This window comes from Variovorax sp. 01N425, from assembly GCF_056399465.1.
In genome coordinates this window covers 343,774-364,844 of record NZ_JBFTRJ010000001.1, presented here as the reverse complement: position 1 = coordinate 364,844, position 21,071 = coordinate 343,774, and the positions used below count along the sequence as shown (strand labels likewise).

Genomic DNA, 21,071 nt, shown 5'->3' with positions numbered 1-21,071 from the left:
GACGCGCTCAGGGCGCGACCGGCTCCTCGGGTTTCAGCAGGTCGGATGCCAGTTCGTGCGTGAGCGCCGCCACGTCGTCGCGCTGCTTGAACAGGATGCCGGCCGTGTCGACCACCACTTCGGGGTCGAGCTCGACGGTGTCGAGCGCGATCAGCGCCCTTGCCCACTCCACGCTTTCGGCGATGCCGGGCGCGCGCTGGAAGGCGTTGACGAAAGGCGCATCGCGCAGCCGCGCCACGAAGGCCGCCACCTGGGCCGAAAGTTTTTCGCCGGCCTGCGGCACCTGGGCCCGCACGATGGCCAGTTCGCGTTCGCGCTCCGGATAGTCGAGCCAGTGGTAGAGGCAGCGCCGCTTGACCGCGTCGTTGAGTTCGCGCGTGCGGTTGCTCGTGAGGATGGTGACCGGCGGCACCACGGCGCGCACGGTGCCGAGCTCGGGAATGCTGACCTGGTACTCGCCCAGGTATTCGAGCAGGAAGGCCTCGAAGGGCTCGTCGGCACGGTCCACTTCATCGATCAGCAGCACGGCACCCGGCGCGGGGGTCTGCAGGGCCTGCAGCAGCGGGCGGCGGATCAGGTAGTGCGGCTGGTAGACCTCGGCTTCCACGTCGCGCACGAGCGCCGCCCGGCCGCCCGAAGGCGCGAGAGCCCCCTCGGGGGGCAGCGAGGACGCGCCAGCGCCGAGCGTGGGGGCCACGATGGCGCCGGTGGCTTCGGCGGCGCGCATGTGCAGCAGTTGCGCGGCGTAGTTCCATTCGTAGAGCGCCTCGCGCTGCTCCAGCCCGTCGTAGCACTGCAGGCGCAGCAGCTCGCGGTTCAGCGCGGTCGACAGCGCCTTGGCCAGTTCGGTCTTGCCGACGCCGGGCTCGCCCTCGAGCAGCAGCGGACGCTGCAGCCTGAGCGCGAGGAACACGGCCGTGGCCAGGCGGCGGTCGGCAAAGTAGCCGGCCTGCATCAAGCCTTCGGAAAGGGAATCGATGGTCGGGAAGATCATGGCGAAGCGTAGCGGAAGACGCGGGGTTGTCGCGCCTTCCGGCCCGCGAGCGGTGGCGGCGCTGCCTGGTTCAGCCCAGCGCCCTGGTGACGGCGCGCTGCGTGAGCACGCTGATCAGGTTGGCGCGGTAGGCCGCCGAGGCATGCAGGTCGCTGTTGAGATCGCTCGCGTCGATCTTCACGGCCGCGGCGGCGGCCGCGGTGAAGCTCTTGTTGAGCGCGTCTTCGAGCCCCGCGTGGCGGAACACGCCGTTGCCCGCGCCGGTGATGGCCACGCGCACGCCGCTGTCGAACTGCGCAAGGAACACGCCGACGAGCGGAAAGTTCGATGCCTTCTGGCGCAGCTTCTCGTACACGGCGCGCTTCGGAATGGGAAAGCGGATCGCGGTGATCAGCTCGTCTTCTTCGAGTGCCGTGCTGAAGAGGCCCAGGAAGAAATCGTCCGCCGCGATCTCGCGCTTCGAGGTGATGAGCGTTGCACCGGAGCCGAGCACCGCGCTGGGGTAGCAGGCTGCCGGGTCGTTGTTGGCCACCGAGCCGCCGATGGTGCCCATCGCGCGCACCTGCCGGTCGCCGATGCGCCCGGCCAGGTCGGCCAGCGCCGGAAAGGCGGCTTTCACGTCGGCGTTGTTGGCCACGTCCAGGTGGCGGGACATCGCGCCGATGGTGATCGTGCCGGCATCTTTCCTGATGCCGGTGAGCTCCTTGATGCCGCCCAGGTCCACGAGCTGCTCGGGCGCCGACAGCCTGAGCTTCATGGAGGCGAGCAGGGTCTGGCCGCCCGCCAGCGGCTTGGCGCCCGCGGCAACGAGCTTGGCCGCATCGGCCACGGTGGCCGGCCGTTCGAGTGTGAAGGCGTACATGGTGTGGGTTCCTTCGTTGTTCTGGTGTGTTCTAGTGGGAGGCGGCCGCCTGCATCGCTTCCCAGACGCGGCTGGCCGATGCGGGCATGTCGAAGTCCTTGACGCCCAGCGGCGCCAGCGCGTCGAGCACGGCGTTGATCACGGCCGGCGGCGAACCGATGGCCCCCGCCTCGCCGCAGCCCTTGGTGCCCAGCGGGTTGTGCGTGCACGGCGTGCACACGGTGTCGAGCTTGAACTGCGGAAAGTCGCCCGCCCTGGGCATGGCGTAGTCCATGAAGCTGCCGGTGAGCAGCTGGCCGGTCTCGTTGTCGTACACGCAGTTCTCGAGCAGCGCCTGGCCGATGCCCTGCACCAGCCCGCCGTGCACCTGGCCCTCGACGATCATCGGGTTGATGATGGTGCCGAAGTCGTCCACCGCGGTGAAGCGGTCCACGCGCACTTCACCGGTCTGCTTGTCGACCTCGACCTCGCAGATGTAGGTGCCGCCCGGGAAGGTGAAGTTGGTCGGGTCGTAGAAGGCGGTCTCGTTCAGGCCGGGCTCGAGCTTGTCGAGCGGATAGTTGTGCGGCACGTAGGCCGTGAGCGCCACCTGGCCGAACGGGATCTTCTTGTCGGTGCCCTTCACGGTGAACTCGCCGTTCGCAAACTCGATGTCGGCATCGCTCGCCTCCATCAGGTGCGCGGCGATCTTCTTGGCCTTGGTCTCGATCTTGTCGAGCGCCTTCATGATGGCGGCACCGCCCACCGAGATGGAGCGCGAGCCGTAGGTGCCCATGCCGAAGGGCACGCGGCCGGTGTCGCCATGCACCACGTCGACGTTGTCCACCGGAATGCCCAGGCGCGCCGCCACCACTTGCGCAAAGGTGGTTTCGTGCCCTTGGCCGTGGCTGTGCGAGCCGGTGAACACCGTCACGCTGCCGGTGGGGTGCACGCGGATCTCGCCGCACTCGAACAGGCCGGCCCGCGCGCCCAGCGCCCCGGCGATGTTCGACGGCGCGATGCCGCAGGCCTCGATGTAGCTCGAGTAGCCGATGCCGCGCAGCTTGCCCGCGGCCTCGCTGGCCGACTTGCGCTGCGCATAGCCATCGACGTCGGCCAGCACGCGGGCCTTGTCCATGCAGGCGTGGAAATCGCCCGTGTCGTACTGCAGCGCCACCGGCGTCTGGTAGGGAAAGGTGGTGATGAAGTTGCGCTTGCGGATCTCGTCCTGGCCGAGGTTCATTTCCCAGGCGCAGCGCGACACCAGGCGCTCGAGCAGGTAGGTGGCCTCGGGCCGGCCCGCACCGCGGTAGGCATCGACCGGCGCGGTGTTGGTGAACCAGGCATCGACCTCGACGTAGATCTGCGGCGTGGTGTACTGGCCCGCGAGCAGCGTGGCGTAGAGGATGGTGGGCACGGCCGTGGAGAAGGTCGACAGGTAGGCGCCCAGGTTGGCGTCGGTGTGCACCCGCATCGCGAGGAACTTGCCGTCCTTGTCCATCGCCATCTCGGCATGGCTCACATGGTCGCGGCCGTGCGCGTCGGACAGGAAGCACTCCGAGCGCTCGGCCGTCCACTTGATGTTGCGGTTGAGCTGCTTGGCGGCCCAGGTCAGGCACACGTCTTCGGCGTAGAGGAAGATCTTGGAGCCGAAGCCGCCGCCCACGTCGGGCGCGATCACGCGCACCTTGTGCTCGGGCAGGCCCAGCACGAAGGCCGTCATCAGCAGGCGCTCGACGTGCGGGTTCTGGTTGGACACATAGAGCGTGTAGTCGTCGGTGCCGCGGCTGTAGCTGCCGATGGCCACGCGCGGCTCGATCGGGTTCGGGATCAGCCGGTTGTTGACGAGGTCGAGCTTGGTGACGTGCGCGGCATTGGCAAACGCCGCATCGACCGCGGCCTTGTCGCCCAGCGCCCACTTGTAGCACTGGTTGTCGGGCGCCTCGTCGTGCAGCGTGACGCCGCTCGCCTTCTTGGCCGCATCGGCCACGCTCACGACGGCGGGCAGCACGTCGTAGTCGACCACCACGGCCTCGGCCGCGTTCTTGGCCTGCTCGACGGTTTCGGCCACCACCATCGCCACGTGGTCCCCCACGTAGCGCACCTTGTGGATCGCGAGGATCGGGTGCATCGGCTCCTTCATGGGGGTGCCGTCGGGGTTGTTGATGAGCCAGCCGCAGGGCAGGCCGCCCATCTTGCCCTCGATGTCCTTGCCGCTGAAGATGCCGACCACGCCGGGCATCTTGAGCGCCTCGGCGGTGTCGACCGACTTGATGACCGCGTGGGCGTGCGGCGAGCGCACGAAGACCGCATGGCTCTGGTTGGCCAGCGTGATGTCGTCGGTGTAGTTGCCCGCGCCGGTCAGGAAGCGATAGTCTTCCTTGCGCCGCAGCGCTTCGCCGATGTGGGGCAGGTTCGAGAAGTCGGAGGCACCCATGATGTTGCTCCTTTCACACCGTGGCGGTGGTCTTGACCGGCGTGCCCGAGGCCATGGCCTCGCCGCCCATCTGCACGGCCTTCACGATGTTCTGGTAGCCCGTGCAGCGGCACAGGTTGCCGTCGAGCAGTTCGCGGATCTCCGATTCGCTCGACCTGGGATGGTGGGTGCACAGGTCGATGGCGCTCATGACCATGCCCGGGGTGCAGAAACCGCACTGCAGGCCGTGGCATTCCTTGAAGGCCGCCTGCATGGGGTGCATGGTGCCGTCGGGCTGGGCGATGCCCTCGATGGTGGTGATTTGCGCACCGGCCGCCTGCCCGACCAGGATGTTGCACGACTTCACCGCGCGCCCGTTCATGTGGACGGTGCATGCGCCGCACTGGGCGGTGTCGCAGCCGACATGGGTGCCGGTCAGGTGGAGATGCTCGCGGATGGCGTGCACCAGGAAGGTATTGGGGGGCGCGTCGACCGTGGCCGGTCGGCCGTTGACCGTGAAAGCTACCTGCATTTGGCTGTCTCCGTTGAAGGTGATGGCTGGTTCAGCGAAAGGCATCTTGGATGCCGGCCCGGTGCACTATCCTAGGCAAAACCCTTGCCGCTTGCGCAGCGCGTACGAAATTCTCAAAATGAAACAGCTTGCGGCCCCGGCAAGTCTGAAAAAACCGCCCCACCCGAGCGAACCGATCCCGATGTCCGCCTCCCTCGTTGCGCCCCTGCCCGAACGCTCCGCCGCCATTGCGCAGGCCCGCCGGGAGCTGATCCACGGCGAAGCCCCCCGCTCGCGCAGTGCGGTGCGCATCGAGCCATGGATCCTGCGTTCCTGGGAGCGCTGCCTGGCGGCGGGGCGGCAGCCGCAGCAGCGGATCAGCTTCGAGCCGGTGGCCAGGTCGGCCGAGCGCGAGGCGGCCGAGCGCAACCGCGCGCTGGTGTCGGCGGCCCGGCCGGTGATCGAGCGGCTGTCGCGCGCCATTGCCGACACGCGCTATTTCGCCGTGCTGACCGATGCCGAGGGCATCGTGGTCGACGTGGGCCCGCTGCCCGACGGCACCGAGGCCGACAGCCGCTACGCCCGCAACATCGCCCGCGTGGGCGTCGACCTGTCGGAGCGCGCGGTCGGCACCAGTGCGATCAGCACCGCGCTGGCCGAGCAGGAGTCGGTGTGGCTGCACCGCGGCGAGCACTTCTTCGAGGACACCAGCATCTACAGCTGCGCCGGGGCGCCGCTCTTCGGCCCGCGGGGCGACTGCATCGGCATGCTCGACCTGACCGGCGTGCAGGCGGTGGAACGGCCGGAGCTGCGGCACCTGGCCACGCTGTCGGCGCGCAGCATCGAGAACATGCTGGTGCTGAACCAGCCCTGCGAGCTGCGGCTGCACCTCTCGTGGCCGGGCTGCCCGCGCGGCGAAGCCACCGACGGGCTGCTGTGCATCGATGCCGACGGCACGGTGGCGGGTGCCAATGCCGCGGCGCGCCAGATGCTGCACGAGCCGCTGGCGCGCAGCCCGCATGCGCTGCACTGCAACGACCTGTTCGCAATGCCGCTGGACATGCTGTTCGATGCGGCCCGCCGCGGCGACGCCGTGCTCGAGGTGCCGCTGTGGTCCGGCCTGCGCGTGCAGGTCCGGCCCCAGCGCGGCGGCAAGGGCTCGGCCGTTGTGGTGCCCGAAGCCCGGCCGCGGCTGCGCGACGTGGAAGCCGCGCTGATCCGCAAGGCCGTGGCCGACGCCCGCGGCAACGTGGCCGAAGCCGCACGCACGCTGGGCATCAGCCGCGCCACGGTCTACCGCAAGCTCTGGCGCGGCCGCGCTTCCGGCTCCGCGGACTGAAGCCTCTCTTCAGGCTCCGACGGGCACCTTGTCGAGGAAGCCGGTCACCGATTGCAGCCTGCCGCCATCGAGCCGGGCGAAATCGGTGCCCTGGATCAGGTCTTCGGCCCCGCTCGGGCCCAGGGTCCACGAGAAGCGCAGGTTGTCGCCGTGCGCCTCGGGCGTGCCGAACAGGCTGAAGCGGAAACCCGGATAGCGCTGGTGCACGGCACCGATCAGCGCGCCGATCTGCTCGCGGCCGCTGGCCTGTGCCAGCGGGTCGGCATAGTGCGCATCGGCGGTCCAGGCGGCTTCGATCAGCTGGGCGCGGCGCGCGGCATCGGTTTCGTTCCAGGCCGCGATGTAGCGTTGGGCAATGGTGGCGGCGTCGTGTGCGGCGGTGTTCATGATGACCATTTCCTTTCGGGGGTTCGACCCGCAACATCGCGGGGTGAAGGAATGGTCGCGCCGGGCGCGCGCGGCGTCGATGACCTCGCAGGTCATGCGACGATGCTCAGTTCGACAGCGCGTTGGGAAAGAACAGCTGCTCGCCGCCGATCTTGTAGGCTGCGATGGTCTGCTGCCCGGCCGGCGAGATCACCCAGTCGACGAACTTCTGCGCGCCCCGGCTATTGAGCGAGGGGAATTTCGCCGGGCTCACGACCATCACGCCATATTGGTTGAAAAGGCGCTTGTCGCCCTCGACCAGCACCGCCAGCCCGGCGCGGTTCTTGAAGCTGAGCCAGGTGCCGCGGTCGGCCAGCACATAGGCGCCGGACGAGGCCGCGATGTTCAGCGCCGGCCCCATGCCGCAGCCGCATTCCTTGTAGCCCGTGCCCTTGCGCTCGTTGGGCACCGGCTGCCCGGCCTCGGCCACGCCGGTCTGCGTCCAGAGGCGGCGCTCGGCCGCGTCGGTGCCGCTCTTGTCGCCGCGCGACACAAAAGGCGCATTGGCGGCTGCGATCTTCTTGAGCGCCGCGACGATGTCGCCGCCCTTCGCGCCGACCGGGTCGGCCTGCGGGCCCACCAGCACGAAGTCGTTGTACATCACAGGGTAGCGCTTGGCGCTGAAGCCTTCGGCCACGAATTTTTCCTCGGCCGCGGTGTCGTGCACGAACAGCACGTCGGCATCGCCGCGCTTGGCCATGTCGATGGCCTGGCCGGTGCCCACCGCCACCACCTTGATGTCGATGTCGCTCGCCTTCTTGAAAGCCGGCAGCAGGTGCGAGAACAGGCCCGACTGCTCGGTGGACGTGGTCGAGGCCATGGTGATGGTCTCGGCGCGCGCCGCGCCCGCGGCCAGGAAGAAAACGGCCACGGCCAGCGAGGCGCGGATGCCCGCGCCTGCGCGGTGCTGCTTGAGGAACGGATTCATGCCAACTCTCCTTTGACGAACAGGCGGGCCTCCTCCGGCAGGGGCCCATGGAAGAAATCGTGGACCGGCAGGTCGGCCAGCACGCGGCCGTGCTCGAGATAGACCACGCGGCTCGCGAGCCGCTTCACCTGCCCGAGGTTGTGGCTCGCGAACACCAGCGTGCGGCCGGCGGCGGCTTCGGCGATGAGCGTCTCGACCTCGCGCTTGGCAGTGGGGTCGAGGCTGGCCGTGGGCTCGTCGAGCAGCAGCACCGCCGGATGCAGCGCCCAGGCGCGCGCCAGCGCCACCCGCTGCTGCTGGCCGCCCGACAGCGCACGCGCGTTGCGCTCGGCCAGGTCTTCCAGGCCCACGCGCGCCAGCGCCGGAATGGCGGCGCGGCGGGCATCGCGCCAGCGCATGCCGCGCAGCCACAGCGCCAGGGCCACATTGACCGTCACCGAGGCGCGCAGCATGTGCGGGCGCTGGAACAGCATGGCCTGCTGCCGGCGCGGCGCGGCGCTGGTGAAGCTCCCCGCCGCATGCGGCACCAGGCCGTGCAGCAGCCGCAGCAGCGTGGTCTTGCCGCTGCCGTTGGCGCCGATGAGCGCCACGCGCTCGCCGGCCGCGATGGTCAGGGTTGCGCCGTGCAGCGCCGCCACCCGCCCCAGGCGCACGTCGACGCCGTAGAGCGCAAAGACGGTGGCATCCGCGCTCGCGAGCTGCGCGTGTTCGTTCACGGGCGCGCCTCCGGCCGCCACCAGGCCGCCATGCCGCCTGCGCCGCCGCCGCCGTCGACCCGCTCGCGCCAGCCCCGCACGGCGGCAATCGCAAGATTGAGCACCAGCACCACGCCCAGCAGCACGATGCCCAGGGCCAGCGCCAGCGGCAGGTCGCCCTTGCTGGTTTCGAGCGCGATGGCGGTGGTCATCACGCGCGTGAAGCCGTCGATGTTGCCGCCCACCACCATCACCGCGCCCACCTCCGATACCGCGCGTCCGAACGCGGCGATCAGCACCGTGAGCAGCGCATAGCGCTCGTCCCACACCAGCAGCAGCGCGCGCGCCAGAGGCCCCGCGCCGAGCGAGCTCAGCTGCTCGCCATGCGCACGCTCGGCGTCCTCGATGGCCTGGCGCGTGAGCGCCGTCACCACCGGCAGCACCAGCACCGTCTGCGCCAGCACCATGGCCTTGAACGAAAACAGCCAGCCCAGGAAGCCGAGCGGGCCCGAGCGCGACAGCAGCAGGTAGATGACCAGCCCCACCACCACCGACGGCAGTGCCAGCAGCGTGTTCAGCAGCGTGAGCAAGCCGGCGCGGCCGCGAAAGCGCGCCACGCCCAGCCAGGCGCCCAGCAGCAGGCCCAGGCCGCAGGCCAGCACGCAGGCGCTCGCGCTGACCGCGAGCGAGCGTCCGACGATGGCCAGCAGCACCGGATCGCCGGACACGAGCAGTTGCCAGGCCGCGACGGCGCTCTGTGCAAAGGTGTTCACGCGGTGGGCTTCATGGGTGGAAGCGCCGCAGTATCGGGGTGTACTTCCAATTACCTATGCAGGATTTTGCATAGGTAGGCCCAGCCCCCTCCGGCTCAGATCGGGTCGAGCGGAAAGACCGGCCTGCGCACCTTGGAAAAAGGGAACAGGCCGTAGTCCGAACTGGTCACGCCCGGGCTGTCGCACTCCACCAGCGCAGCCGAGAGCGGCTCGAACACCGGCCGGCAGTACATGCGCGACTTGAGCAGCAGGAAACGTTCCCTGCGCGGATCGAGCCCCGCGCATTCGAAGACGCCGATGTCCCAGGGCTCCTGCGTGCGCTCGGTCACCACGATGCGCGCTGCGCCGATGTCGAACAGCACCGTGCGGCCCATGCTGCTGCGCTGGCCGGTGTAGGTGGGGCCGGTGATCACGTATTCGCCGTTGCCGATGGTGCGCACCGTGCCGGTCAGCGTCATGGGCTTCTTCGACAGCCCGATGCCTTCGAGCGACACCTTGTTGCCAAGGGCCACCGTCACCTCTGCGCCCTCGCCCGCCGCGATCAGCGCGGCCACGGCCTCCGGATCGCACAGCGGACCGACACCGATGCCATCGAGCCCCTGCGCCAGCGCCTCCTGCAGCACGTCCATGGTGTCGCAGCTGCCGCCCGACATGCAGTTGTCGCCATGGTCGAGCAGCAGCACCGGGCGCGTCGCGCCCTCGGCGATGGCCTTGGCGCGCGCAATCGACTCGGCCAGCGGCTCGCTGCGGTAGATGAAGGCCTCGCGCTCGTCCCACATCTGCCTGGCGATCCGGTCGGCCGTGGCCTGCGCGCGTTCGGGCGCTTCTGCATCGACCACCACCACGCTCATGCAGGGCGCCTCGATGTCCGACAGCGAGAAGCCCGCAAAGATCGACACCGCGAGCGATTCCGATTTTTCGGCTTCGCGCGCTGCCTCGATGGCCCGCTGCATCGCGCCGGTGAACGAGGCGCTGCGCAGCGTGTGCGCCATCAGCGGCAGCGGATGCCAGCGCATCGCGGGCCTGCTGCGCCCTTCGAGCAGGTCGAACAGCAGGCGGCCGGCATGCGCGCCGGTCTCGTACATGTCGATGTGCGGATAGGTCTTGAAGCCGACGATCACATCGGCATTGCCGACCATCGCAGGCGTGACGTTGGCATGCAGGTCGAGCGCCACGCCAATGGGCACGCCGGGCGCCGCGGCACGCAGCCGCACGAGCAGGTCGCCTTCGCCGTCGGCGCTGTTCTGCGCCACCATCGCGCCGTGCAGGTCGAGCAGGATGGCATCGCAGCCCGGCGCCGCATCGACGATGCATTGGGTGAGCGTGCTGTAGGCCCCGGCATCGACCGGCCCGCTCGGATTGGCCGAGGCCGACACCGGCGTGACCAGCGTGGCGCCGGCCTGCTCGGCCAGGTCGATGAAGGCCGACATCGCCGTGCGCATGCCCTTGTTGTCCCTGTAGGCCTGCGCTCCGAACGTGGGGCCGTCGGGCCCGAAGGCCGCGAGCGGCGTGGGCACCGGCGAGAAGGTGTTGGTCTCGTGGTTGAGCCTTGCGACCAGCACCTTCATGACGACGCCACTCCCGCGCTTTGCAGCATCGCCTGCAGCAGCACATTGCAGCCGGCCTCGAGGTGGCCGGGCTGCGCATCCTCGATCTCGTTGTGGCTGATGCCGTCGAGACAGGGCACGAAGATCATCGCCGTGGGGCACACGCGCGCGAGGTACACCGCGTCATGGCCCGCGCCGCTGATCACTTTCATCCAGGTCATGCCCTGCTGCTGCGCGGCCTCTCGAATGGCCGACACCAGCGCAGGCGTGAAGGGCTGCGGCGGAAAGTAGACGACCTGCTCCACCGTGGCCTCGACCTTGCCCTTGGCGGCGATGCGCTGTACCGCCTCCTTCAGCTCGGCGTCCATGGCCGACAGCACCACGTCGTCGGCCGCGCGCAGGTCGACGCTGAGCTTCACGCGGCCCGGGATCACGTTGCGCGAATTCGGATAGTTGTCGATCCAGCCCACCGTGCCGCGCGCATGCGGCGCATGGGCCAGCGCGATGCGGTTGACCTCGATCACCAGTTCGGAGGCCGCGAGCAGCGCGTCCTTGCGCAGCTCCATCGGCGTGGGGCCGGCATGCGCTTCCATGCCCTGCACCACCACGTCGTACCAGCGCTGGCCGAGCGCGCCCTCGACCACGCCGATCACGCGCTCGTTGGCCTCGAGCACCGGTCCCTGCTCGATGTGCGCCTCGAAATACGCGCCCACGGGCGACGCCGCGGCCGAAGCCGGCGCGCTGCCCGCATAGCCGATGGAAGCCAGCGCCTCGGCCACGCTGATGCCGTCGTTGTCGCGCTGCGCGAGGGCATGCTCGAGCGTGAAGGCATCGGCGAACACGCCCGAGCCCATCATCACAGGCACGAAGCGCGAGCCTTCCTCATTGGTCCACACCGCAATTTCCAGCGGCGCTTCGGTCACGACCTTCGCATCGTTGAGGCTGCGGATCACCTCCAGCCCGGCCAGCACGCCATAGTTGCCGTCGAACTTGCCGCCCGTGGGCTGGGTGTCGATGTGGCTGCCGGTGACCACCGGCGGACGCGTGTTGTCGCGGCCGGCGCGGCGCGCAAAGATGTTGCCGATCCGGTCGACGCGCACCTCGCAGCCGGCTTCGCGCGCCCAGCGGGTGAAGAGGTCGCGGCCCTGGCGGTCGAGGTCGGTCAGCGCGATGCGGCAGACGCCGCCCTTCTCGGTGGCGCCGAGCTTCGCCAGTTCCATCAGCGAGCTCCAGAGACGGTCGCCGTTGATGCGCAGTGGGGTGGGTGAGTTCATGGCTTTGCAAAAAGAAGAAGGGATGCGCGAAGCCTCAAGCAAGGCCCACGCCCAGATAGCGGTCTTTCACATCGTGGTCGGCCATGAAGGCGGCGTTGCCCGCCTCGTGCACGATCACGCCTTGCTCCAGGATGTAGTGGCGGTCCGCCAGCTGCACGCAGACTTCCAGGTTCTGCTCGACCAGCAGGATGGCCACGCCGGCCGCCTTGATGAGCTTGAGCTGCGCGACGATTTCTTCCACGATCACCGGCGCGAGGCCTTCGACCGGCTCGTCGAGGATCAACAGCCGCGGGTGGTTCATGAGCGCGCGGCCGATGGCCAGCATCTGCTGCTCGCCGCCCGAGAGCTGGCCGCCGCCATTGCGGCGCCGCTCCTTCAGGCGCGGGAAGATGCGGTAGATGTCGTCCAGCTGCCAGGGCGAATCGCGGCGCTGGCCGAGCAGCAGGTTTTCTTCCACCGTGAGCAGCTTGAAGACCCCGCGGTGCTCGGGCACCAGGCACACGCCGCGCGTAGCAATGCGATGCGGCGGCAGGCCCGCGATGTCCGCGCCCCGGAAGCGCACGCGGCCGCCGGTGGGCGTGACCGCACCGGCAATGCCCTTGAGCGTGGTCGACTTGCCTGCGCCGTTGCGGCCCAGCAGCGTGACCAGTTCGGCCTCGCCGACCGTCATCGACACGCCCTGCAGCACGTGGCTCTTGCCGTAGTGGGCATGCAGCGCCTCGACTTCGAGGATGTTCGCGGCGCTCATACCTTGCCCCCCGTGATCATGTTGCCCAGGTAGGCCGTGCGCACGCGCGCATCGGCCCGGATGTCGCCCGGCAGCCCCTCGGCCAGCACGCGGCCCAGCTGCATCACGGTCACGGTGTCGGAGATGTCCATCACGATGTTCATGTTGTGCTCGATCAGCACCACGGTGTGGGCGTCGCGCAGGCCGCGGATCAGCCGCTTCATGTCGTCGAGGTCGTCGATGCCCATGCCCGAGGTGGGCTCGTCCAGGAAGATGGCCTTGGGCTTGGCGGCCAGCGCCATGCCCACTTCGAGGCGGCGCTGCTGGCCATGCGACAGCTCGCTCGCGGGCACGTCGGCCAGCCGCTGCAGGCCCACGCGTTCCAGCACCTCGGCCACCGTCTCGGCGCAGGCGCGTTCGCCGACCGGCGCGCGCCAGCAGTTCATGGCCTGGCGCGGCGCGATGCCCTGCGCCGCCACGCGCAGGTTCTCGCGCACCGAAAGGCTCGCGAACAGGCTGGTCACCTGGAACGAGCGTGCCATGCCGCGCTGCACGCGCTTGTGGTCGGGCTCGTGCGTCACGTCGTGGCCGTCGAACAGGATGCGGCCACCCGTGGTGGTGCCGGTGCCCGTGAGCATGTGGAACAGCGTGGTCTTGCCGGCGCCGTTCGGACCGATCACCGAGTGCACGGTGTTGCGCTTGATCTTCAGGTCGACCCCGCCGAGCGCGGCGAACTTGCCGTAGTGCTTGGTGACGCCAATGGCTTCGATGAGGATATCGCTCATGCCTGCTCTCCCTGCACGGCCGGCGCCTTGGCGGCGGCCGGCACCTTGCGGAACACGCGCCGCCATGCGCTTTCGCCCAGGCCCCAGAGGCCGCGCTGCATGCCGATGCTCACCGCAATCAGCATCAGCCCCAGCAGCAGCAGCCATCGCGGCCACAGCGTGGAGAGCCAGTCGGCCAGCAGCACGTAGAAGGCCGAGCCCAGCACCGAGGCAAACAGGTTGCCGGTGCCGCCGATCACCGTGATGACCAGGATCATCTCGCTCGTGTGGTACTCGGCATTCGACAGCGGTGCGATGCCGGTCATCATCGCGTGCAGCCCACCCGCGAGGCCGGTGACGGCGCCCGAGATCACGAAGGCCAGCAGCTTGAAGCGCTTGAGGTCGTAGCCCACCGCGGCGGCGCGGTCCTCGTTGTCGCGGATGGCCAGCAGCGTGCGGCCGAACACCGAATCGGTCACGCGCAGCAGCAGGCCGAAGGCGATGAGGAACATCACGGCCACGAAGGCGTAGTACTTCCAGGGCGTGTCCATGAAGGCGGGGCGCGGCACGTCGAGCAGGCCGTTGTCGCCACCCGTGAGCCCCGACGCGGTGTACGCCACAAAGTAGAACATCTGCGCGAAGGCCAGCGTGAGCATCACGAAGTAGGTGCCGCGCTGGCGGATCGCGACCCAGCCGACCACCGCCGCGCCCAATGCGCCCATGGCAACGGCCGCGAGCAAGGCAAGCGGCATCGGCAGCGAAAGCCGCGTGAGCAGGATCGCGATGGTGTAGCTGCCGAGGCCGAAGAAGATGCCCTGACCGAACGAGAGCAGTCCCGTGTAGCCCAGCAGCAGGTTGCAGCCCAGGGCCGCCAGCGCGTAGATCAGCACCTCGCTCGCGAGCGAACCCGAACGCAGCACCAGCGGCAGGACCAGCGCAACGACGAGCGCCAAAAGGAAAGTGATTTTTTTGGGCATGGCGATGTTCATCCTCTGCGGCCGAGCAGGCCATGCGGGCGCAGCAGCAGCACCGCCCCCATCGCCACGTAGATCATCAGGCTCGCGCCCGGCGGCCAGATGGTGCTCATGAGGCTCTGCACGATGCCGATCAACAGACCGCCGACCAGCGCACCGCCGAAGCTGCCGAGCCCGCCGATCACCACCACCACGAAAGCCACGCTGAGCGCCTCCACGCCCATGAAGGGCTCCGCGCCCCGGATCGGCGCGGCCAGCACGCCGGCCAGTGCCGCGGTGGCCGCACCCAGCGCGAACACCAGGCTGAACACGCGGAACACGTTGATGCCGAGCAGCGACACCATCTCGGTCGATTCGCTGCCAGCGCGCACCGCGCTGCCCAGGCGCGTGCCTTCGAGCACCCACCACAAGAGCACCGCGAGCACGGCGGTGAAGCCGATCACGAACAGCCGGTACTTGGGATAGATGAAGCTGCCCCACATCACCACGCCCTGCAGCAGGTCGGGCGTCGCCACGCTGTTGCCCAGCGGCCCCCAGAACACGATGACGATCTCCTGCACCGCGAGCGCAAGCCCCACGGTCACGAGAATGTGGAACTCGTGCGCCTTGGCATAGACGCGGCGCAGCAGCAGCTTCTCGGCCAGCCAGCCGAGCGCGCCCACGAACAGCGGCACCAGCACCAGCGCGGCCCAGAAGTCGAGCCCCCACTGCATGGCCTGGAAGCACAGGTACGCGCCCAGCAGGTAGAAGGCCCCGTGCGCAAAGTTCACGAAGCGCAGCAGGCCGAACACGATGGACAAGCCAACGGCCAGCAGGAAATACAGCATGCCGATGCCGATTCCGTTGATGGTCTGGAGCAGGTAGACGGTCATGGGCGCGTCGGTGTCCTTTGCGGCCTCAGGCCAGCTTGCAGCCGGTCTTGTCGATGGCAAGGAAAGACTTGCCCGAACTCACCACGTCCACATAGTCGGCCGGGTTCTTCATCTTCGACTTGGCCTTGCCCTTGAGCAGGTAGTAGTCCTTGATGACCTGGTGGTCGGCCTTGCGGATTTCTTCCGTGCCCGTGAGCCCCTCGTACTTCATGCCTTCGAGCGCCGCGATCACGGCCTTCTGGTCCACGGTGCCCGCCTTGACGATGCCGTCGATCAGGATCTTGGTGCAGACATACGAGCCCGCGAGGCTGTAGTTGGGCACGATCTTGAGCTTGTCGGCCGTGAGCTTCACCAAGTCCTTGTTGAGGGCGGTGTCGGCCGTGTGCCAGTACTGCGCGCCAAAGTAGACGCCGTCGCACAGGTCGGCGCCGAGCTCGTCGAACTGCTCCAGACCCGAGGCCCAGGCCATGAGGATCGTCATGTTCTTGTGCATGCCGAAGCTCACCGCCTGGCGCAGCGCGGCCGACGACTGCGCGCCGAAGTTCAGGAGCAGCAGCACGTCGGGCTTGGCGGCCATCGCATTGGTGAGATAGCCGCTGAATTCCTTCTCGTTGAGCGAGTGGTAGCTGTTGCCCACGTGCTCGATGCCCTTCTCCTGGAAGATGTTCTTGGCCGCGCCCAGGAGCCCTTCGCCGAACACGTACTGCGGCGTGATGGTGTACCAGCGCTTGGCCTTCGGCATGCTGGCGATCAGCGGGCGCACCGTCTGCTCGATCGCGCCGAAGGTGGGCACCGACCAGCGGAAGGTGGCCGGGTTGCAGTCCTTGCCCGTGATCTCGTCGGCACCCGCGGTGGTGATGAAGACGCCGCCGGCCTTCTCGGCCTCCTTGCCCATGGCCAGCGCTTCGGACGACAGGATGCCGCCCGCGAAGAACTTGGCGCCCTGCTGCTGCGAGGCTTCCTGCACCTTGCGCACGGCAGTGGCCGGCTTGCCTTCGGTGTCGAGCACCGTATAGGCCAGCGGGCGCTTGAGCACGCTGCCGTACTGCTCGATGGCCAGCTTCATGCCCAGGTCGGCGAACTTGCCGTTGGCCGCGAAGGCGCCCGACATCGGCACCGGGCAGCCGAAGCGGATCGCGTCGGCCGACTGGGCGAAGGCGGCGCGGCCAGCCAGCAGGGAAGCGGGAGCGGCCGACAGGGCGGCGAGCTGAAGAAGGTGTCTGCGTTGCATGGAATTCTCCGGACGAGGGTGGGAGGTAAGAGAAAGGTGCTGCCTGAAGTCGGCAACGAATTTAAGCGGATAAATATGATTAATATGCTGGTAAAAACCCGCTAGCAATGCCCGTGCCAAAATCCGGGAAGGCCCGGGCCCGATACCTGCTCCAGAGCCCTTAAATCACCCGAAACGACCCTCTACGCATGAAACCGACGCAGGACGCCATGACCTTCGGGCACACCCGCGCCAAGCGGCAGAAGCTCTCCGACGTCATCGTCGAGGACGTCAAGCGCTGGATCGTGGCCGAGCGCAAGCAGCCGGGCGACCGGCTGCCGAATGAGAAGGAATTGATCGAGCTCTTCGGCTACTCGAAGAGCACGGTGCGCGAGGCGTTGAAGGCGCTGGAGGTGCGCGGGCTGGTCTCCATCCGCACCGGGCCGGGCGGCGGCGCCTACCTGCAGCAGGTCTCGGTCGACCATGCGTCGGAGCCGCTGCGCAACTTCCTGCACTTCCATCACCTGGACGGGCACCACATCTACCAGCTGCGCAAGGTGCTGGAGCCCGAGCTGGCCGTGAGCGTGGTCGGCAAGCTGACGCCCGAGCAGTTCGAGCGGCTCGAAGCCAACGTGCGCCTTTGCACGCTGGAGCCCACCAACGAGGACGAGCTGCGCACGCAGCGCGAGGCCGAGCTTGCGTTTCACACCATGCTGGCCGAGGCCTGCCCCAATCCGGTGCTGTCCTTCATGTGCCGCTTCCTGAACGACCTGCTGCGCGACCTCGTGGTCTACAAGAAGGCGCTGGACCATCACCACTTCGGCGAGGCCAATGTCGACTATCACACGCAGCTGCTGGCGGCCTATCGCCGGGAAGATGCGAACGAGGTGCGCCGGCTGATGGCCGAGCACATGGTCGATGCCGAGGCGCACATGCATGAGATGGAGGCGCACATCGGGGCGAAGCATCTGTTGCTGCCTAGCGGGCAGCGTTGACCGGTGGGTTGAGAGCAGGCCGTTTTTCTTGTCCCCTCTCCCCTTGGGGAGAGGGCTAGGGTGAGGGCCGCGGGCCTTCACACTCGCACGCCCTTTGCCATTGCCGAAGCCCTCACCCCGGCCCTCTCCCGCAAGCGGGAGAGGGAGCAAGACCGAACTCGCGCACAAGCGTTACTTGTGCGCCTTCTCCAGACACTCCTGAAACGCCAGCACCGCCCGTGACGGCTTGGGCGACCGGCGCAGCAAACTCACGAACCGGCACGCGTAGTTGAACCGCGCCGGCAGCACGGGCTTCATGAGCCCGCGCTCCTCGAACACCTGCGCGTAGTGGTCAGGCAAAAAACCGAGAAAGCGCCCCGAAAGAATCAGCGTGGCAATCGCTTCCTGGTCGAAGCCCGTCGCCTTGCGCGACAGCTTCGCGCGATGGCTCAGTTCCATGTTGGGCGAGTGGTAGCCCAGGCCCGCAAAGTGATGCTCGCGCAGCCTGGCCCACGTGAGCTTTGCGTTGTTGCTCTCGAAGAGCAGATGCCCCTTGCCGCAGTAAAGCAGCATCGTCTCGTCGAACAGGTCGGCGTACACCAGGCTCTTCGAGGCCCGGTGCGCCGGGATGATGCCGATCTGGAAATTGCCTTCCAGCACGCCCTGCTCGATGGCGTTGATCGAGCCCACATGCACCGCCAGGTTCACCTCCGGCGCCAGTTCGGTGAAGCGCGCGATGGCTTCGCCGATGCGCGCCTTCGGATTGGTCGCCGTCTTGTCGAACAGCGCCACGTCGAGCTGGCCGCCCATGCGGTTGTGGATGTCGTCGATGCTGCCGCGAAAGGCATCGACCGAGGCCAGCAGGCGCAGCGTCTCGTCGTACACGCGCTGGCCCTCGGCCGTGAGCGCAAAGCCCGCGCGGCCGCGCCGGCACAGCACCAGGCCGAGCCGCGTTTCCAGGTCCTTCACGTGCCGGCTCACGGTGGAGGTGCCGATGTTGAGCTCCAGCTCGGCCGCCGCCATGCCGCCGCAGTCGACCACGCTCTTGAACACCTTGAGCAGGCGCAGGTCCATGTCGCTGAGCTGCCCCAGCACGGCGCGATTGCGGGCACTGTTTTGGGCTTTCGCCTTTACTTGCATGATGTGTCAAGTGAACATTGATATTGCGCCATTCTCCACACTGAAGGCTCTGCCAACAATCGGCACACCTCATCACCCTTTTGGAGCCCGCTTGCGCGGGAAGCGCCATGACCCTTGCAACGCCCGCCATCGAACCGACGCCCGCCCTGCGCACCGACGCCGCCTGGCTCGACGCGCACTGGATGCCCTACACCGGCAACCGCAACTTCAAGGCCGATCCGCGCATGATCGTGGAGGCCAGGGGTGCCTACTTCACCGATGGCGACGGCCGCAAGATCTTCGACGGCCTCTCGGGCCTGTGGTGCTCGGGCCTCGGCCACGGCCGCCCTGAAATCACCGAAGCGGTGAGCCGCCAGATCGCCAAGCTCGACTACTCGCCCGCCTTCCAGTTCGGCCATCCGCTCTCGTTCGAGCTGGCCAACAGGATCAAGGAGCTCACGCCCGCGGGCCTGGACTACGTGTTCTTCACCGGCTCGGGCTCCGAAGCGGCCGACACTTCGCTCAAGATGGCGCGCGCCTACTGGCGCACCAAGGGCCTTGCCAGCAAGACGCGCCTGATCGGCCGCGAGAAGGGCTACCACGGCGTCAACTTCGGCGGCATCTCGGTGGGCGGCATCGCGGCCAACCGCAAGCTGTTCGGCCAGGCCGTGGAGGCGGACCACCTGCCGCACACGCAGATCGCGGCCAATGCCTTCACGCGCGGCATGTCCGAGAACGGCGCCGAGCTGGCCGACCGCCTGCTCGACCTGATCGCGCTGCACGACGCCTCGAACATCGCGGCGGTGATCGTGGAGCCCTTCGCGGGTTCGGCCGGCGTGGTGATTCCGCCCAAGGGCTACCTGAAGCGCCTGCGCGACATCTGCACCGCCAACAACATCCTCCTGATCTTCGACGAGGTCATCACCGGCTTCGGCCGCTGCGGCGCACTCACGGGTGCCGATGCCTTCGGCGTGACGCCCGACATCATGAACATCGCCAAGCAGGTGACCAACGGCGCGCAGCCGCTGGGCGCGGTGATTGCCAGCAAGGAGATCTACGACACCTTCATGGCGGCGGGCGGCCCCGACTACATGCTCGAATTCCCGCACGGCTACACCTACGGCGCGCACCCGGTGGCCTGCGCCGCCGGCATCGCGGCGCTCGACGTGCTGCAGAAGGAAGACATGATCGGCCGCGTGCAGGCGCTCGCGCCGCACTTCGAGAACGCGGTGCACAGCCTCAAGGGCAGCAAGCACGTGACCGACATCCGCAACTACGGCCTGGCCGCGGGCCTGACGATTGCCGCGCTGCCGGGCGAGCCGGCACGCCGGCCGTACGAGATCGCGATGAACTGCTGGAAGAAGGGCTTCTACGTGCGCTACGGCGGCGACACGATCCAGCTCGCGCCGCCCTTCATTTCCGAGAAGGCGGAGATCGACCGCCTCGTCAACGCGCTGGGCGACGCGCTCGCAGAAACGGCCTGACGCACGGGCGGGCGGGCAATGGACGGCTCTGCATAATGAGCCGGCCTCCATTTCCCCGCCAGCCCCGTGCAACAGATCGACCTTTCCTACGCGATCCGGCCCCGCCGCAGCGGATCGCGGCAGATCCGCAATCCGCTGATGCAGATCCTGCAGGCGGTGCGCGAGCACGGCTCCATCTCGGCCGCGTCGCGCGCGCTCGACCTGTCCTACCGCCATGTGTGGGGCGAGCTCAAGCACTGGGAGCAGGCGCTCGGCCATCCGCTGATACAGGGCGAGCAGGGCCAGCGCGCGCAGCTTTCCGAATTCGGCGACAAGCTGCTGTGGGCCGAGCGCCAGGCCCAGGCCCGGCTCGCGCCGCAGATCGAGGCGCTGCATGCCGAACTGGAGCGCGCCTTCGCCCTCGCCTTCGACGACCGCACCCATGTGCTGAGCCTGCAAGCCAGCCACGACGACGCGCTCGCGCTGCTGCGCACGCATGCGGCGGGCACCGCGCAGCTGCATCTGGACATCCACTTCACCGGCAGCGTCGATGCGATCCGCGCGCTCAACCAGGGCCGCTGCGTGATGGCGGGCTTCCATACGCTGGAGCACCCGCCGCGCGGCTCGCTGGCGCAGCGCACCTACCAGCCGCTGCTCAAGCCGGGTCAGCACAAGCTGATCGGATTCGCGCGGCGCACGCAGGGCCTGCTCGTGGCGCCGGGCAACCCGCTCAACCTGCGCTCGCTGGCCGACGCGGCGCGGCTGCGCGCGCGCTACGTCAACCGGGCCATCGGCACCGGCACGCGCCTGCTGCTGGACGAACTGCTGGCAGAAGCCGGTCTCGACGCCTCAGCGCTCGCGGGCTACGAGCGCTGCGAAACCTCGCATGCCGCGGTCGCGCATGCCGTGGCGTCCGGACAGGCCGATGCGGGGCTCGGGCTCGAATCTGCCGCGCACGCCGAAGGGCTCGACTTCGTGCCGCTGGTGCGGGAGCGCTACCACCTGGCCTGCCTCAAGTCGGCGCTCGACCAGCCCGCCATGCAGGCGCTGGTGGCGGTGCTGCAGAGCGCAAGCTGGCAGCACCTGCTGGAGACGCTGCCCGGCTACGAGGCTGCGGCCAGCGGCGAGGTGCAGTCGCTGCGCGCGCTGCTGCCGTGGTGGACCTTCGCGCGCGAGAAGAAGGCTCACGGGCATTGAAGAGGCGGTCCGGGCACATGGGTTAAG

General features: G+C 68.4%; 20 protein-coding genes. 4 read left to right on the top strand and 16 right to left on the bottom strand.

The window, feature by feature from the left end; genetic code table 11:
- Window positions 1-7 precede the first annotated feature (7 nt).
- From AC1DSC_RS01755 to AC1DSC_RS01740, 4 genes are all read right to left on the bottom strand, one after another.
- A complete protein-coding gene (locus AC1DSC_RS01755) occupies window positions 8-994 on the bottom strand; it encodes an AAA family ATPase (RefSeq protein WP_307593951.1) in 987 nt (328 codons plus the stop codon).
- A gap of 70 nt (window positions 995-1,064) precedes the next feature.
- Window positions 1,065-1,856: an FAD binding domain-containing protein gene (locus tag AC1DSC_RS01750; protein ID WP_018903097.1), complete on the bottom strand. Its 792-nt coding sequence runs from the start codon at window positions 1,854-1,856 to the stop codon at window positions 1,065-1,067.
- A 31-nt stretch (window positions 1,857-1,887) separates the two neighbouring features.
- Entirely contained in the window at window positions 1,888-4,272 is a 2,385-nt protein-coding gene (locus AC1DSC_RS01745; RefSeq protein ID WP_012746737.1) for a xanthine dehydrogenase family protein molybdopterin-binding subunit, read from the bottom strand.
- A 13-nt stretch (window positions 4,273-4,285) separates the two neighbouring features.
- Window positions 4,286-4,783 carry a (2Fe-2S)-binding protein gene (locus AC1DSC_RS01740; RefSeq protein ID WP_012746736.1) on the bottom strand — a complete coding sequence of 166 codons (498 nt, stop codon included), beginning with the start codon at window positions 4,781-4,783 and terminating at the stop codon, window positions 4,286-4,288.
- A gap of 181 nt (window positions 4,784-4,964) precedes the next feature.
- Here AC1DSC_RS01740 and AC1DSC_RS01735 point away from each other — a divergent pair, with 181 nt between their 5' ends.
- Complete coding sequence (locus AC1DSC_RS01735) at window positions 4,965-6,101, top strand: helix-turn-helix domain-containing protein (RefSeq protein WP_369664292.1); 1,137 nt, start codon at window positions 4,965-4,967, stop codon at window positions 6,099-6,101.
- A 9-nt stretch (window positions 6,102-6,110) separates the two neighbouring features.
- Here the strand turns inward: AC1DSC_RS01735 and AC1DSC_RS01730 are convergent, their stop codons facing one another.
- From AC1DSC_RS01730 to AC1DSC_RS01680, 11 genes are all read right to left on the bottom strand, one after another.
- Window positions 6,111-6,488, bottom strand: a complete 378-nt coding sequence (locus tag AC1DSC_RS01730) for a nuclear transport factor 2 family protein (protein WP_012746734.1) — start codon at window positions 6,486-6,488, stop codon at window positions 6,111-6,113.
- Between the two features lie 106 nt (window positions 6,489-6,594).
- Entirely contained in the window at window positions 6,595-7,455 is an 861-nt protein-coding gene (locus tag AC1DSC_RS01725) for an ABC transporter substrate-binding protein (protein ID WP_012746733.1), read from the bottom strand.
- On the bottom strand, window positions 7,452-8,171 hold the full coding sequence (locus tag AC1DSC_RS01720; RefSeq protein WP_012746732.1) for an ABC transporter ATP-binding protein: 720 nt from the start codon (window positions 8,169-8,171) through the stop codon (window positions 7,452-7,454). Before AC1DSC_RS01720 ends, AC1DSC_RS01725 begins: the two co-directional genes overlap by 4 nt.
- Window positions 8,168-8,923, bottom strand: a complete 756-nt coding sequence (locus AC1DSC_RS01715) for an ABC transporter permease (protein WP_012746731.1) — start codon at window positions 8,921-8,923, stop codon at window positions 8,168-8,170. The genes AC1DSC_RS01720 and AC1DSC_RS01715 overlap by 4 nt, the downstream gene beginning before the upstream one ends.
- A 95-nt stretch (window positions 8,924-9,018) precedes the next feature.
- The gene (locus AC1DSC_RS01710) at window positions 9,019-10,491 is read right to left on the bottom strand and encodes a M81 family metallopeptidase (RefSeq protein ID WP_062362474.1); all 1,473 of its coding nucleotides are present in this window, start codon (window positions 10,489-10,491) and stop codon (window positions 9,019-9,021) included.
- The gene (locus AC1DSC_RS01705; RefSeq protein WP_012746729.1) at window positions 10,488-11,744 is read right to left on the bottom strand and encodes a Zn-dependent hydrolase; all 1,257 of its coding nucleotides are present in this window, start codon (window positions 11,742-11,744) and stop codon (window positions 10,488-10,490) included. The genes AC1DSC_RS01710 and AC1DSC_RS01705 overlap by 4 nt, the downstream gene beginning before the upstream one ends.
- Before the next feature lie 34 nt (window positions 11,745-11,778).
- The gene (locus tag AC1DSC_RS01700; RefSeq protein WP_012746728.1) at window positions 11,779-12,492 is read right to left on the bottom strand and encodes an ABC transporter ATP-binding protein; all 714 of its coding nucleotides are present in this window, start codon (window positions 12,490-12,492) and stop codon (window positions 11,779-11,781) included.
- On the bottom strand, window positions 12,489-13,256 hold the full coding sequence (locus tag AC1DSC_RS01695) for an ABC transporter ATP-binding protein (RefSeq protein ID WP_012746727.1): 768 nt from the start codon (window positions 13,254-13,256) through the stop codon (window positions 12,489-12,491). The genes AC1DSC_RS01700 and AC1DSC_RS01695 overlap by 4 nt, the downstream gene beginning before the upstream one ends.
- Entirely contained in the window at window positions 13,253-14,212 is a 960-nt protein-coding gene (locus AC1DSC_RS01690; RefSeq protein ID WP_012746726.1) for a branched-chain amino acid ABC transporter permease, read from the bottom strand. The genes AC1DSC_RS01695 and AC1DSC_RS01690 overlap by 4 nt, the downstream gene beginning before the upstream one ends.
- Before the next feature lie 8 nt (window positions 14,213-14,220).
- Window positions 14,221-15,081 carry a branched-chain amino acid ABC transporter permease gene (locus AC1DSC_RS01685; protein ID WP_012746725.1) on the bottom strand — a complete coding sequence of 287 codons (861 nt, stop codon included), beginning with the start codon at window positions 15,079-15,081 and terminating at the stop codon, window positions 14,221-14,223.
- Window positions 15,082-15,106: 25 nt separating this feature from the next.
- Complete coding sequence (locus AC1DSC_RS01680; RefSeq protein ID WP_012746724.1) at window positions 15,107-16,312, bottom strand: ABC transporter substrate-binding protein; 1,206 nt, start codon at window positions 16,310-16,312, stop codon at window positions 15,107-15,109.
- Window positions 16,313-16,500: 188 nt separating this feature from the next.
- Between AC1DSC_RS01680 and AC1DSC_RS01675 the strand changes: the two genes are divergently transcribed.
- Complete coding sequence (locus AC1DSC_RS01675; RefSeq protein ID WP_012746723.1) at window positions 16,501-17,286, top strand: FadR/GntR family transcriptional regulator; 786 nt, start codon at window positions 16,501-16,503, stop codon at window positions 17,284-17,286.
- Between the two features lie 171 nt (window positions 17,287-17,457).
- Here AC1DSC_RS01675 and AC1DSC_RS01670 read toward each other — a convergent pair whose 3' ends face one another.
- The gene (locus AC1DSC_RS01670) at window positions 17,458-18,405 is read right to left on the bottom strand and encodes a LysR family transcriptional regulator (protein ID WP_012746722.1); all 948 of its coding nucleotides are present in this window, start codon (window positions 18,403-18,405) and stop codon (window positions 17,458-17,460) included.
- 107 nt (window positions 18,406-18,512) lie between these two features.
- Between AC1DSC_RS01670 and aptA the strand changes: the two genes are divergently transcribed.
- Window positions 18,513-19,868, top strand: a complete 1,356-nt coding sequence (gene aptA, locus AC1DSC_RS01665) for an omega-aminotransferase AptA (RefSeq protein WP_062362485.1) — start codon at window positions 18,513-18,515, stop codon at window positions 19,866-19,868.
- 66 nt (window positions 19,869-19,934) lie between these two features.
- Window positions 19,935-21,044, top strand: a complete 1,110-nt coding sequence (locus tag AC1DSC_RS01660; RefSeq protein WP_012746720.1) for a substrate-binding domain-containing protein — start codon at window positions 19,935-19,937, stop codon at window positions 21,042-21,044.
- Window positions 21,045-21,071 lie beyond the last annotated feature (27 nt).